This is a genomic window from Paraburkholderia sp. BL6665CI2N2 (assembly GCF_004366535.1).
Taxonomy (GTDB): Bacteria; Pseudomonadota; Gammaproteobacteria; order Burkholderiales; family Burkholderiaceae; genus Paraburkholderia.
In genome coordinates, this window is record NZ_SORC01000001.1 from 1386514 (window position 1) to 1399895 (window position 13382).

At 62.7% G+C, this 13382-nt stretch carries 12 protein-coding genes; 6 read left to right on the forward strand and 6 right to left on the reverse strand.

The window, feature by feature from the left end:
- The first annotated feature begins 166 nt into the window (after nucleotides 1–166).
- On the forward strand, nucleotides 167–2041 hold the full coding sequence (locus B0G81_RS06230; protein WP_134133897.1) for a cytochrome c biogenesis protein DipZ: 1875 nt from the start codon (nucleotides 167–169) through the stop codon (nucleotides 2039–2041).
- Between the two features lie 55 nt (nucleotides 2042–2096).
- Nucleotides 2097–2837, forward strand: a complete 741-nt coding sequence (msrA, locus tag B0G81_RS06235; RefSeq protein WP_134133898.1) for a peptide-methionine (S)-S-oxide reductase MsrA — start codon at nucleotides 2097–2099, stop codon at nucleotides 2835–2837.
- Between the two features lie 1435 nt (nucleotides 2838–4272).
- Here the strand turns inward: msrA and B0G81_RS44420 are convergent.
- Both B0G81_RS44420 and B0G81_RS44425 read right to left on the reverse strand, forming a co-directional pair.
- On the reverse strand, nucleotides 4273–4524 hold the full coding sequence (locus B0G81_RS44420) for a hypothetical protein (RefSeq protein ID WP_241974793.1): 252 nt from the start codon (nucleotides 4522–4524) through the stop codon (nucleotides 4273–4275).
- A gap of 104 nt (nucleotides 4525–4628) precedes the next feature.
- Nucleotides 4629–4799 carry a hypothetical protein gene (locus tag B0G81_RS44425; protein WP_243856367.1) on the reverse strand — a complete coding sequence of 57 codons (171 nt, stop codon included), beginning with the start codon at nucleotides 4797–4799 and terminating at the stop codon, nucleotides 4629–4631.
- Here B0G81_RS44425 and B0G81_RS06240 point away from each other — a divergent pair.
- Nucleotides 4793–6562: a hypothetical protein gene (locus B0G81_RS06240; RefSeq protein ID WP_243856368.1), complete on the forward strand. Its 1770-nt coding sequence runs from the start codon at nucleotides 4793–4795 to the stop codon at nucleotides 6560–6562. The two genes, B0G81_RS44425 and B0G81_RS06240, sit on opposite strands and share 7 nt — an antisense overlap.
- Before the next feature lie 250 nt (nucleotides 6563–6812).
- On the opposite strand, the gene B0G81_RS06245 is transcribed toward B0G81_RS06240, so the two are convergent.
- A complete protein-coding gene (locus B0G81_RS06245; RefSeq protein ID WP_166678929.1) occupies nucleotides 6813–7079 on the reverse strand; it encodes a hypothetical protein in 267 nt (88 codons plus the stop codon).
- Nucleotides 7080–7218: 139 nt separating this feature from the next.
- Here B0G81_RS06245 and B0G81_RS06250 point away from each other — a divergent pair, with 139 nt between their 5' ends.
- The 3 genes from B0G81_RS06250 (at nucleotide 7219) to B0G81_RS06260 (ending at nucleotide 10677) form a co-directional block, all read left to right on the forward strand.
- Complete coding sequence (locus B0G81_RS06250) at nucleotides 7219–7893, forward strand: HAD family hydrolase (RefSeq protein ID WP_134133901.1); 675 nt, start codon at nucleotides 7219–7221, stop codon at nucleotides 7891–7893.
- 367 nt (nucleotides 7894–8260) lie between these two features.
- On the forward strand, nucleotides 8261–9223 hold the full coding sequence (locus tag B0G81_RS06255) for a response regulator (protein WP_106277170.1): 963 nt from the start codon (nucleotides 8261–8263) through the stop codon (nucleotides 9221–9223).
- Between the two features lie 23 nt (nucleotides 9224–9246).
- Complete coding sequence (locus B0G81_RS06260; protein ID WP_134133902.1) at nucleotides 9247–10677, forward strand: sensor histidine kinase; 1431 nt, start codon at nucleotides 9247–9249, stop codon at nucleotides 10675–10677.
- 75 nt (nucleotides 10678–10752) lie between these two features.
- Here the strand turns inward: B0G81_RS06260 and B0G81_RS06265 are convergent, their stop codons facing one another.
- The 3 genes from B0G81_RS06265 to B0G81_RS06275 form a co-directional block, all read right to left on the reverse strand.
- Nucleotides 10753–11718, reverse strand: a complete 966-nt coding sequence (locus B0G81_RS06265; RefSeq protein WP_134133903.1) for an alpha/beta hydrolase — start codon at nucleotides 11716–11718, stop codon at nucleotides 10753–10755.
- Nucleotides 11711–12226: a thioesterase family protein gene (locus tag B0G81_RS06270; RefSeq protein WP_243856369.1), complete on the reverse strand. Its 516-nt coding sequence runs from the start codon at nucleotides 12224–12226 to the stop codon at nucleotides 11711–11713. Before B0G81_RS06270 ends, B0G81_RS06265 begins: the two co-directional genes overlap by 8 nt.
- A 132-nt stretch (nucleotides 12227–12358) precedes the next feature.
- On the reverse strand, nucleotides 12359–13324 hold the full coding sequence (locus tag B0G81_RS06275; RefSeq protein WP_134133905.1) for an L-carnitine dehydrogenase: 966 nt from the start codon (nucleotides 13322–13324) through the stop codon (nucleotides 12359–12361).
- Between the last annotated feature and the right edge of the window lie 58 nt (nucleotides 13325–13382).

Here is a 13382-nt window from a genome sequence, read left to right on the forward strand (position 1 = left end):
GCGAGTTATCACATTTAATTTAACTTTTCGTGAGGACTTCGACACCGGCGGCGCTCTAGGATGTGGGCACTTTCTGCAGTATCAGGTTTTGAATGAACTCTACGCCGGCTGCCGCCCGAGCCAGCGTGCCCACTTTAACCGACCTACACGAACGTTCGGAACTGACATGTTACTCATCGTTCTCGCCTATCTCGGCGGCGCCCTCACGATTCTCAGCCCGTGCATCCTGCCCGTGCTGCCGTTTGTTTTCGCGCGCGCCGACCAGCCTTTCGTGCGCAGCGGCTTGCCCTTGCTGGCGGGCATGGCGCTGACGTTCGCCCTCGTCGCGACGCTTGCCGCGGTGGGCGGCGGCTGGGTCACGCAGGCTAACCAGTACGGCCGCTGGGTGGCTATCGCACTGCTGGCGATTTTCGGGCTGACGCTGCTGTTCCCGCGCTTTGCCGATCATCTGATGCGGCCGCTCGTTAGCGCCGGCAATCGCCTGTCGAATTTCGCGCAGGCCGACGGTCAGCAGGTCCGCGCGGGTTCATCGTTTCTGCTCGGCATTGCCACCGGCCTGTTGTGGGCGCCGTGCGCCGGTCCGATTCTCGGTCTCGTGCTGACGGGCGCGGCGTTGCGCGGTGCAAGCGTCGGCACGACGCTGCTGCTGGTGGCCTACGCGGCCGGCGCGGCGACTTCGCTGGCGGTGGCGCTGCTGATCGGCGGCAAGGTGTTCACGGCGATGAAGCGTTCGCTGGGCGCGGGCGAATGGATCCGCCGCGGCATCGGCGCATTGATGTTGTGCGGCGTGGCGGCGATTGCGCTCGGTTTCGACACCGGCGTGCTCGCTCGCGTCTCGACGGTTGCGACTGGCGGCCTCGAACAGAAACTCGTCGATAAGCTGTCGCCGAACGCGGCGCCGGGCAAAGCGCCGGTCGCCGGCAATCCGGCCGATGCGTCCGGCGGCGCGATGGCGAGCGCCAATCCAGTGTCGCAATCGGCCGCTAACGCCGGTGCGGATTCCACCGTGACCAATGCGGCGCAGGGCGGCGCGATGATGCGCACCGCCGCCGAGGCGGCGCCGCTGCCGGTCGAAGGCGTGCTGCCCCCGCTGGACGGCGCGGTTCAATGGCTGAATTCGCCGCCGCTCACCACGCAGGATTTGCGCGGCAAAGTCGTGCTGGTCGACTTCTGGACATACTCGTGCATCAATTGCTTGCGTTCGCTGCCGTATGTCAAAGCGTGGGCGCAGAAGTACAAGGATCAGGGGCTTGTCGTGATCGGCGTGCATGCGCCGGAGTTCGCCTTCGAACGCAATATCGACAACGTGAAGAAAGCCACGCACGACCTCGGCGTTGACTACCCCGTTGCAATCGACAACAACTACGCAATCTGGCGCGCGCTGAATAATCAGTACTGGCCCGCCCACTATTTCGTCGATGCGAAAGGGCAGATCCGCTATCACCACTTCGGCGAAGGCGATTACGCGGAATCCGAAAAGGTGATCCAGCAACTGCTGACCGAAGCGGGCCACGCGAATGCGTCGAAGGTCGCGATCGGTATTGCAAACGGCGGGGCGCAGGGCGTGCAGGCCGCGGCGGACAACGCCGATATGCAGTCGCCGGAAACCTACGTGGGTTATCAGCGCGCGGAGAACTTTGCGTCGCCGGGCGGGGAAGTGGCGGACAAGACGCACGTGTATGCAGCGCCGCCGCAACCCGGCGTCGACGACTGGGGCCTTGCCGGGTCATGGAACGTGGGCGCCGAGCACGCCACGCTCGTGGCACCGGCGGGACGCATCGTGTATCGCTTTCATGCACGCGACCTGCACCTGGTGCTCGGTCCGGGCAAGGACGGCAAACCGGTGCGGTTTCGCGTGAGCGTCGATGGCGCCGCACCCGGCGCGTCGCACGGCACCGACGTCGCCGCCGATGGCAGCGGCACCGTGACCGGACAGCGTCTCTATCAACTGGTGCGGCAAACGGGCGAAGTCGGGGATCACACGTTCTCGATCGAGTTTCTGGACCCGGGCGTGCAGGCATTTGCTTTCACGTTCGGTTAAGCCGAAGCCGACGCAAGTGGCTCGACTCAACTCTTACTGACCTCAAGGACTGACCATGCGTACGATATCCACCAGCACAGCGTCGCTGCGGAAGCGTTTCTCCGTCACGCGAATCATGGGCCTCGTCGTCGTGGCTCTGGGCGCCGTGGCCGCGCAACACGTCGCGCATTCCGCTGAAGCCGCCACGAAGATTCCCGCGCCCGTACAGGACGAGAAAGCCACCGCGACGCATAGCGAAACGGCGGTGTTTGCCGGCGGCTGCTTCTGGGGCGTGCAAGGCGTGTTCGAACATGTGCGCGGCGTGAAGCAAGTCGCCTCGGGTTACACCGGCGGGGCGGCATCCACGGCGGAATACGAAACTGTCAGCCAAGGTGATACAGGACACGCGGAGTCGGTGCAGATCACCTACGATCCGAAGCAGATCACGTATGGCCGCTTGCTGCAGATATTCTTCTCGGTCGCGCACAATCCTACCGAGTTGGACTATCAGGGCCCCGACCACGGCACGCAATATCGTTCGGCGATTTTTCCGGTGAATGCTGCGCAGCGCGGCATCGCGCAGTCGTATATCGCGCAGCTCGATAACGCCCATGTGTTTTCGGCCAAAGTCGTGACGCGCGTCGAAGACTTCAAGGGCTTTTATCCGGCGGAAAGTTATCACCAGAACTTCCTCGCATTGCATCCCGACTATCCGTACATTGCGATCAACGATCTGCCGAAAGTAACCGATCTGAAGCGGATGTTCCCGGATCTGTATCGCAACGATCCGGTGTTGTTCGCGACGGCGTCGCGGTAGGGTGTGGGTTGATGCGCCGCCGCGGCCGTAGCCGTGGCGGCATGCGGCGCATTGGTGGGAAGTAGTGGTTGAGCCGACACGCGCACGGCCGGATGCTTCCATCCTGATGTAGCGGTCTGCTGCGCGATACGCTTGAGCGCGGGCAGTTGGGTAATGCTCGCTTGCGCAACACTTGCCGGCGGCGCTGCATGGGTGAAGATGCCAGTCGCGCAGACGCTGCGTTGATCTTCGCTGGCGGCGAAAACGACTCTCTACGGCACGCCGAGGTAGTTCGTGATGCGAAGTAACCACTAGCCGCAGACGCCTCGATCTTTGCGTCCCGGTTGTTCCTCGCGGGCTGATTTTCCGATAAGAGGATGCGACACCATTTCTGCGTGACATTCAAATTATCGGTTTATGGTCTGCTAGCCGTCCCCGTAAGTGCACGAATATTTGTATTACGATTATAAAAAATTGCACAATCCGAGACCCGCCTCCAGAAAGCGCCGTTAACCTCCTGACAAATCAAACAGTTGCGTTTTACTCGCTGCGGCGAGGCAGAGCTTTTCCATTCCTCATCTTTTGGAAAAGCTTCAGGCGATTCCGATTGCATTCCTTTGCAATTGTCACTTATCACCCTTGGAACCGGACACGTTACGCGGATGAAACGTTTATAATTCGTCTGCCCAAAGGTTCTGTAACTAATACCGGGAAGATGGGTCGGGCGTCAGCGCGTCTGTAACAGTTACAGGCGGGGTTGCTGCGCTGCGGCAAGTGCTGTTGTGGGCCAGGCGGCTTGGCGGATCATGGGTTTTTTGGTGGCAAACCTGATTCGCGACGCGAGGGCGCACCTCGACTACTGTCGAACCGGCGGGTTCACGCCAATAATTTGCGGTCAACGGTGAACGAAAAAAATGATATTAATTTTTCGTCATCCTGAATTTTTGAAGCCGTGCATATTGGTGTGAAATTTGTTGATCAAACTGAGGTGCGCTGATCCGTCAGTGTGAGCCTCGCCAGATGTTCGCGTCGCGTCAGCGGCATGCATTGATCCTCGTCACGTTTGCCCGGTCATGCGATCGGCGGGATTCTCCATGCCGGTGTCGACTGCATCTTTCACGCAATCGGTGCGCGTTGCGCTCGAAAGCCGCTGTTGAAGATATCGATGTAGTCATTGTTGTGGTCGTCGAATAATCGCCGTGCAATGCAGTAGTAAGGATGACGTAATAAATAGAACGTTCGCCCGACGCTGGGAAAACATTTCGATTCGGCCGCTGTTCGGTGACGTCGGAATGCGAGCGGAGGGCAGCGCGTCCGCCAGCGGATAGCGGCACATCAGAGCTTCATCAGCAACGAACGCGGTCAGCGCGTTCTCAGATTCACCTCTCTCTGGACTCAATAACGTCAAGGCGGGACGACTGATCGATCTTGCTGGCTTCTCGGGGGCAACCTGCTTTTAGCGAAACATACGGACAATGACGAGATACTTGAAACTATTGGGTGTTGCATCAGCAACAGTGTTGGCATCGTTTGCCGCGGAAAGCGCGCAGGCCCAGGCAAGCACCATCACGGTCTCCGGGCAGCAATACAAGTTGTGCGCGCAGGAGAACGGCAAGTGCTCGTTCCTTGGCACGGGCTCGGTGGTATTCGGTGCGGTCCCGCCCACGTCGCCGTCGGTGATGTTGAGCGCGCCGCGTACGTTCAGCAACGGCGTCGGCTGTTATGTCGGCGCCGTTTCGCAGTCGGACCCCGCGTACGGCTATGGCAAGTCATGCTGGGTTAAAGCGGTTGCGGCAACGCCGACTCCGGCTCCTACCCCGACGCCCGCGCCGACGCCGACTCCCACGCCGACGCCGACGCCGACACCGACGCCGACTCCCACGCCGACACCGACGCCGACTCCCACACCAACTCCGGCACCCGCGCCGACTCCAACTCCGAGCCCGACGCCGTCCCCCGCGCCCGGCAGCTCGGCCATGTCATGCAGCACGCCGACGCAAACGGCCGGTGGAACCGCGAATGGAGTGATCAGCGCCGACACGCCGACCACCGACGGCCTGCGCGTGTTCCAGAACAACGCTTCCTTCAAGCTGACGATCACCACGAACGCGCCGAGCGCGGATACCGTCGTCTGGTCCGTCGCGGATTCCAATGGCGCGATCAAGACGCAAGGCAGTTTTGCGGTCAAGGCCGGCGTACAAACCAGCACCATTCCGTGTACGTCGACGTGGTCAGGCTATGGCGCACTCACCGCCACTCTGCGTTCGAACGGCGGCACCTTGCCGAGAAGCGGCACGCGCCCGGTCGGCATCGCCACGTTCGGCGTGTTGCCGAACCTCAGTTCGGTATTGGGCACGGTAACATACGCGCATCAGGATCAGCACCGCTTCGGTATGCAGGGCTTCAACGGCAACATCGCCGCGCTGCACGCGCTGGGTATCTCGTGGACGATCGACGATCGTCAGGTTTCAGCCATGGAACCCAACGGCCCCAACACGTACACGCCCAACGTGAATGACCTCGACCCGTTCTACAAGACCAATCCTGACCAGATGCGTATCGTGCGTCTGGATGGACTGCCGGCGTGGGACTCGAAGACCGGCCAGTTCAACGACAGCTATTACGCGCCGTCGAACATGCCGGAATTCAAGACCTTCATGAGCAAGGTCGGCACCGATACGAGTCTGATCCGCGCTGCCAACTACCCGAATCAGCAAAAGAACTACTATCAGGTAACGTGGGAACCGAGCCTCGGCTGGGCGGATAGCGACGCGAACTTCGTCGCCATGTACAAGGCTGCCTACGAGGGCATTCACTCGACCGATCCGAATGCGGTCGTGATGGGCACCGGCAATCCGTTTGCTTCCAATTGCGATACCTGTACGACGGGCTATCTGCAGAAATTCGGCGCGCTCGGTCTGTGGAACTACATCGATGCGGTCGCAACGCACGGCTACTGGAATGCGGGCACGTACCCGGCTCATCCGCCGGAACTGCAGGATTCCGATCCGAGCACGGCGAACCAGGCCAACGCGCTCGACAACCAGATGGCGCAGCTGCGTTCAGTCATGCAGGCCGGCAAGCCGAACATGAAGCTCTTCTTCACGGAAGCCGGCGTGAGCTACGACCCGGGCCTCAACTACGGTCCGAATGTGCCGTCGCAGAACCAGTTGTTCGCGCATGCCGCAGTCGGCGTGCGAGCACACATCATCGTGCTCGGCGGCGGTGCGCAGGTGACGACGCTGTTCTACGGTCCGGACTATCCGGGCGAAGTGGGATACGGCTCGTTCTTCGACCTGAACAACGCACAAGGCGCGTTCGGTGCGACCAACCTTTCGCCGAAGCCAGAAGCGATGGCCTTCGCAACGATGACGCGCGTTCTCGACGGCACGAATACGCTGGGCCGCATCCAGGGCGCGCCTGCCGGAGTCTTCGCCTATGGGTTTCAGCAACTGGGCAACGGCAAGGTCGTGACCGCCGCGTGGACGCACAACAATGCGCAGTGGCCGGCAAGCAACGGCACGTATAGCCAGAGCTATTCGACGAGCTATTCGCTCCAGGTCGACAACGCCGGCACGTCGGGCAATGTGACGAAGATCGACGGTTACGGCAATGTCAGCACGGTGGCCTACACCAACGGTCAGGTCGCGCTGACGCTCACCGAAGTGCCGCAGTACATCGTGTCGAACAACGCCACGGTTGCCAAGGCCAATGCGACTGTTCCGCTCGGTTACACGGGGCAGTGACTGGCTCAATGAGCAGCTAGATAAGCGCGTCAACAAGCAGACTAATAAGCGCTGAAAAAAGATCGACGCACCGCCGATATCAAAGGCGGCGCGTCGATTACGCATTGTTGCCACGTCGGCGACGGCGCGCAATGTAACCATTGCGCGCCGACGTCGATCGTACGCACTAAGTCCACCCGCACTCGCGACGCCTGGACACGGAGAGCGCGGCCCGCGCCGCGCCGTTCTCTGCCGCTCGCAACCCCTACCGCTACGCGTTCGAAACCTCAACGCGCCTATCCGTGAAGAACGCGCCCCCGGCGACGATCGACACCCACGGCGTCTCCGGCTGCGTCAGGCAGGTCTGAATCTCGGCGAGCGCAAGTCCGAAACGGCCAGCGCCAGGATATGGCGAAGCCGGGCGGTAGCCGCTTCCATCACGCGCCGAAAGCGTGAGCGATCTGATTGCGTCGTAGTGATGAAGCGTGCGGCCATTCAGTCCGCTGCGCCTCGCAAACTCTTCCACTTTCAACAGCAATCGCCTCCAGTCAGTGTGCACATTGAAGGCTAGGACCTTACGCTACGTGACGGTCAAGGCGAATCGAGGCGGGATTCGCGCGACCGGCGAACCTCGGACATGGCATATTGGCGAAGCCAGTCATCAACAGGAGCACACCATGCGAATCCAGACCTCTTTCCTCTTCGATCTCGACGGGACGCTCGTCGACAGCGTCTACCAGCACGTGCTGGCCTGGAAGGAAGCGCTCGACAGCGAAGGCATTCCCCTGTCGGTCTGGCGAATTCACCGCAAGATCGGCATGAGCGGCGGTCTCTTCACCCATCAGCTTCTGCGGGAAACGCACGGCGAAATCAGCGCCGATCGGGTCGAGCGTCTTCGAGAAGCTCACGCCGCCGCCTATCAGCGGTTGCGCGCGCAGGTGTGTCCACTGCCGGGCGCGCGGGCGCTGCTCGACGCGCTGACGCAGGCGGGAACACCTTGGGCGGTGGCGACCAGCGGCCGCATGGAGACGGCGGCGCTCAATCTGGAGGCGCTCGGTGTCGATCCCGCGAAAGCCGTGGTCGTCACGCGCGACGACGTCAAATATGCAAAGCCGGATCCGGATCTGTTCATCGCCGCAGCCGGGCGGCTCGGCGTACCGGTCGAAAACACGGTGGTGGTGGGCGACAGCATCTGGGACATGCTCGCGGCACGGCGCTGCCGGGCGCTGGGTGTGGGCCTGCTGTCGGGCGGGTACGGCACGGAGGAACTCGAGCGCGCCGGCGCGTTGCGGGTCTACGACGATCCGGCCGATCTGCTGGGACATCTGGACGAGGTTGCGTCGCGGCCGTAAAGGTGGCCTCTAGTTGCGGACTGCCCAGAACGCATAAGCGCCGCCGTTGATCGCCGCGACGGCTTCGCGCGATCGATGCCAGGGGCCTGTACTATATTGTTCAGCGGAAAACCGCCTTGGCGACCGGCGTGAGAGAATCCTGCCCATAAGCAGGTGCGAAGCGCGCCGGAATGGTCCATATGCGACCATGCGGGATCCGGAAGCAGCAAAATATATGACGCTCCCATGGGGCCGATGACCGAGGCAGCGGGGCCCCATGTACTCGGGGAACCGCCGCGCCGCAAAGTGCCGCGCGGGTTGTTGTGACCCACGGCCGGCGGTCTGCCGGGGTTGTCCTCCAGAGGGGCGTGACGAACCACGTGAAACCATGAACAATTTTATTCGACCACCTGTTCTCCATCCGTCGACGGTTGTTTTCGTGGATGACAACGATAGCTATCTCGACGCGCTGCGGCGTTTCTTTCCGGATAGCGCCACCAATCTGTTTTTTACGCGGCCTCAAACCGCGCTTGCGTTCATCCGTCAGCACGCTCGCAAGAATTCGCTGGAGTTCGCGCCGGCGTCGGCATGCGTGAGCGAGACGGGTTTTGAGCGCTACATGGAGACCGCGGCGGAACGGGATATCCTGGCCCGCGGCTCCCGTTTCGCGGAAGTCGCGGCGGTAGTGGTGGATTTCGACATGCCGGGCATGAACGGCGTGGAATTCCTCTCGTCCATCTCCAATCTGCGTTGCGCGAAAGTGCTGCTGACCGGGGTCGCGGACGAAACCGTCGCGGTCAAAGCTTTCAATGCGGGCATCGTCGATTTATACCTCAGAAAAACGGATACCGACTCCGCCAACCGGCTGGCCCATTTCCTGACGGACGCCAAGGCCAGGCACTGTTCGGAAGGCGGCTGGCTCGCGTTGGGCGAGAACGGCCTGACGTATTGCGACCCGCGAACGCGTAAGGTCATCGACGAGGTGGTCGCCGCGAACGGTATCGTCGAGTATTACTGGCGCCCGGAGCAGGACGCCATTCTGATGTTCGATCGCGCCGGCAACCCGAGCGTTTTCGTCGCGTGGGCCGAGCACGACTGGATCTCGCAGGGCGAAATCGTCGCGGACGAGGACGGGCCGGCCGACCTTCTCAAGCAAATGGCGGTGCGCGAGGTGATGCCGATCTTCTGGCCGAACCTGGCCTACCGCTCCGGCATGACCGTCAAGACGCTGACGCCGCAAACCATTCCGGGCTGGGATGACGTTTTCTATTGCTGGACCCCGATCGACAGGGCCGACGTGGGCATGGACCTGATGACGTTCGCGCAATGGCGGAAGGAACGGACTCGCTAAAGTCTGCCGGGACGTCAAGCCACATGTACGCCATTCCGACTGCCTGCGTGTCCGCGATGTTCGTGGTGTTCGGCCTGTACGTCCTGATTACGCAAGGCGCGACGCGTTTGTTCACGCCGTTCATCCTGATGTGCGTCTCGACCTTCGCGTGGCAAGGCGCATGGACACTGCTGTTTCAGACAGACAACCCGCACACTGCGGACCTGCTGGTCAGGGGCGGGTATCTCTTCATTCTTTTTTTACCCACAACTTTCTACCACTTCGTGACGGAAGTGGCGGCGCAGCGCCGGGAACGGCCGATATTGCTCGCGTCGTACGGGCTGTGTTTCGTTCTCGCGATCCTGCTGCCCGGCAACGAAGTCGTGGCGGGCTACCGGCATTTCTTCTTCGGCTACTATCCGGTCGCCGGCCCGCTGCATCCCGTGCACGTGGTGCAGACCGTGTTGCTGGCCGGCCGCAGCGCTCAGCTTCTGCTCGCCGCGCGCCAGAAGGCGGAGGGTGACGCGCGCCGGCGCCTCGATCTGTGTCTGGCGAGCCTTTGCCTGTACTCGTTCGCCGCGATGGATTACGCGGTCAATTACGGCTTCGGGTTTTATCCGCCGGGCGTCCTGTTCATCGGCCTGAGCCTCGGGCTGCTGGCAATCACCATCGTGCGCTATCACCTGATTCACCCGTATGCGGTGGCGGCGACCATCGCGCATGAAATTTCGACGCCGCTCGCCACCATCGGAATGCACGCCGACGAAATTGCCAGCGTTTGGGGGCACGTGTTCAAAGGGTATCGAACAGCTGTGACGCACGGGCTGTATGACGATCACGACGAGTCCGGACAGTCCGAACGCATCGGCCAGCTGGCAACGGCAATCCGGCGCGAAGTCTCCGGCACCAGCGCGATGGTCGAAATGGCGCTCGCGTCTTTCACGCTCGATCGTCTGGACCGCGGCGACTTCAGCCGGCATTCCGTGTATCAGTGCGTGATGTCGGCGCTGGAGCGGTATCCGTTCAGCGGCCGCGAGCGTGAACTTGTCACGGTAAAACCCATCGATCCGGCCATGTCGTTTTCTGGCTCGGATACGGTCGTGGTTTTCGTGCTGTTCAATCTGCTGAAAAACGCGTTGTATGCCATTCGCGTGGGCGGCGATGGTGAGATCACGATCAGTGCCGTTCAGGATCGGGACTTCTGCGTGCTGCAATTCCGCGACACCGGGCCGGGCATTGCGCCCGACGTCCTGCCCTATATCTTCGACGCCTTCTTCACGACCAAGCGGCACGGTAGCGGCGCGGGCATGGGACTCGCGTTCTGCCGCCGCGCGACGGAACTGCTGGGCGGGAGCATCGAGTGCAGTTCGATACGCGGCGTCCACACGACCTTCACCGTGCGGTTGCCGGCGCCGGACACGCCCGCCGATCGCGCATTGCGCAAGACACCGGCGCGTTCGCCTCGCCGAAGTTAGAGTTGACAGGCCGCTCACAGGTTGAAAGCGGTGGCCGTAGCGGCTGATTATCCGGCGGCCTGAACCGGAGAGGCGCTAACGACCGGCCGCCGCCGACGCTCGCGTCGCATGGCCGGACAGAAAACGGCACACTTCCTCGTGCAGCTTCTGTACGCCAGGGCTCGATTCGATGGCGCGCCAGCACCCATGCACGAGCCCAGCGCCGATCAGAAGCGTCGCCTCGCCGCCAGCCGCGCTAATACGCTCGGCAAACACGCGCGCGTCGTCCCTCAACGGATCATGTTCAACGCCGATCGCCAGCGTCGGCGGAAGGCCGTCGTAACGTGTTGCATCGAGCGGAATCGTCCACGCGGGGTAGGGCGGGTGGGTGCCCCAATACAGATCGCGGAACGCATGAACGTCGGTTAGCGTGAGCATCGGCGCGTGCGCTTCGCTTTCGCGCGCGGGCGACTGCGGCTCGGTGCCGAGCATCGGATAAACCAGCACAAGGCCGCTTATGCCTTGCACCGCTTCGTCGCGCAGTCGCATCGCCACGCTGGCCGCGAGCGTGGCGCCGGCGCTGTCGCCCGCCAGTTGCAGCGGAGCGCCGGCACGCAGATCGAACGGCAAGCGCCCTGCCAAAGCGGCGAGCGTCACCTCCATGCAATCGTCATGCGCGGCCGGCGCGGGGTGTTCGGGAGCCAGCCGGTAGTTGACCTCGATCACGTCGAGACCGGTGTCCGCGGCAAGGCGTGCGGTTACGAACTGATGACTATCCAGCGAGCCGAGCACGAAGCCGCCGCCGTGAAAGTACAGCGCGGCGCCACGCGCCGCCTCATGACGCGTTGCGCGGTTCCGGTACAGCCGCAGCGCGATCGAATGGCCCGCGCCGGTTTGGAATTCGGCGTCTTGAGTCACGACTTCATCGGGAAGCGCGGGTGTGACCGCCGCCGCGTACTCGTCGTAGATCTTGCGCTGTTCAGCCGGCGTCAATGAAGTCGAATGCCCCGGATAAATCGCGGCGGCTCTTTCGATGAACGCGGCCATCTCGGGCTCAAGCATGTTCACTCCCACTCGGCTTCGTTTTCGCCGGCAAGCCGATCACGCGGCCGGCAAAGGCGGCGGGCGGCAGCGCGGCATGCGCGTCGGCCAACGCCCGCACACGCGCCGCGACATCCGGATCGAACGCGGCGGCACGTGGGCCGCCGGTATCAACATGCAGCAGCATCTGCTCGCCTGCCGCCACCGGTTCGCCGCCGTCGCCGGCGAACATCTCGAGGTACAGATGCAGCCGCTTCGCATCGTGCCCGAGCACGCGCATGTCGACGCGCACCTGCGTGCCTTCCTTGATCTCGTGCAGATAGTTGATATGGGCTTCGAGCGTGTAGATCGAGCGCCGGCGTTCTTTGCGCACGGCGTCCGGCAAACCGATCAGGTCGATCAGGGAGTCAGTCGCGAAGCTGAAGATCAGCATGTAGAACGCGTCGCGCAGATGGCCGTTGTAATCGACCCAATCGGCGCGCACCGTGTCGCGATAGCCTGGTAGGGCAATGGGTTGCGGCGTCGGCAAAATCGTCTCCCTCATTCGTATCAAAGGTGGCGGCTGCGCGCGGGCTTTGCGCCGCCTCTGTGCCCGGCGATCTTTGCGCGCTCTGCGCCGTTTCGCGGTGGCAGGTCCTGCCGCACCTCCACGCGCTCGCCCTCAGTCAGCCGGCAGCAACCCATGCCGCGCCTTCGCCTCCGCAATTGCCGCCAGCACGCTCGTAATGCAATCGTCGCGGTAACGTTCGAGCTGTTTGATCGAGCGCGGCCCGACCTGCTCCGCGGTGCCGTCCACGACCCGGTCGATCAGTTCATCCGTCAGCTTCGGCGCCACCAGTTTAGTCCAGGGCAACTCCAGCGCGGGTCCGAATTGCTGCATGAAATGGCGCATGCCCGCGTCGCCGCCCGCCAGCGTGTACGTCAGGAACGTGCCCATGAACGACCAGCGGATGCCCGCGCCGAAGCGGATCGCGTCGTCGATTTCGCCGGTGGTCGCCACGCCCTCGTTGACCAGATGCAAGGCCTCGCGCCACAGCGCTTCCAGCAGACGGTCGGCGATGAAGCCCGGCACTTCCTTGCGAACCCGCAGCGGTCGCATCGACAGCGCACGATACACCTGCAGCGCGGCGTCGATGGTTTCCGGCGCGGTGTTTGCCCCGCCCAGCACTTCGACGAGCGGCAGCAGGTACACCGGATTGAACGGATGCCCGACGATGCAACGTTGCGGATTCACTGCCCGTGCATAAAAATCACTCGGCAACAGGCCCGATGTCGACGAGGCGATGATCGCATCCGGCTTTGCCGCGCGGCTGATCTGTTCGTGCAGCGAGAGCTTCAATGCCTCGCGCTCAGGCGCGCTTTCCTGAATGAAATCCGCCTGCCCGACGCAGGCTTCGATCGTATCGACGAAACGCAATCGCTCCGGCGACGCGCCCGCGGCGAGCCCTACGCGCTGCAACGCCGGCCACGCGTTCGCGACGTTCTCGCGCAGCTGCTTCTCCGCACCCGGCGCCGGGTCCCACGCGATGACGTCGAGCCCGTGCGCGAGCGCGCGCGACACCCAGCCGCTGCCGATCACGCCCACGCCGATTGCCGCGAATGTTTTGATATCGACGATCACTGCCATTGCTGATGTTTCCTTTGCCTGTGTGTTGTCTGGTTTCGAAGCGAGTTGCGTCGAGCCG

Coding starts and splice junctions, on each gene's coding strand:
- B0G81_RS06230 (WP_134133897.1), top strand. CDS start 167: ATGTTACTCATCGTTCTCGCCTATCTCGGCGGCGCCCTCACGATTCTC.
- msrA (WP_134133898.1), top strand. CDS start 2,097: ATGCGTACGATATCCACCAGCACAGCGTCGCTGCGGAAGCGTTTCTCC.
- B0G81_RS06240 (WP_243856368.1), top strand. CDS start 4,793: ATGTCATGCAGCACGCCGACGCAAACGGCCGGTGGAACCGCGAATGGA.
- B0G81_RS44425 (WP_243856367.1), bottom strand. CDS start 4,799: ATGACATGGCCGAGCTGCCGGGCGCGGGGGACGGCGTCGGGCTCGGAG.
- B0G81_RS06250 (WP_134133901.1), top strand. CDS start 7,219: ATGCGAATCCAGACCTCTTTCCTCTTCGATCTCGACGGGACGCTCGTC.
- B0G81_RS06255 (WP_106277170.1), top strand. CDS start 8,261: ATGAACAATTTTATTCGACCACCTGTTCTCCATCCGTCGACGGTTGTT.
- B0G81_RS06260 (WP_134133902.1), top strand. CDS start 9,247: ATGTACGCCATTCCGACTGCCTGCGTGTCCGCGATGTTCGTGGTGTTC.
- B0G81_RS06265 (WP_134133903.1), bottom strand. CDS start 11,718: ATGCTTGAGCCCGAGATGGCCGCGTTCATCGAAAGAGCCGCCGCGATT.
- B0G81_RS06275 (WP_134133905.1), bottom strand. CDS start 13,324: ATGGCAGTGATCGTCGATATCAAAACATTCGCGGCAATCGGCGTGGGC.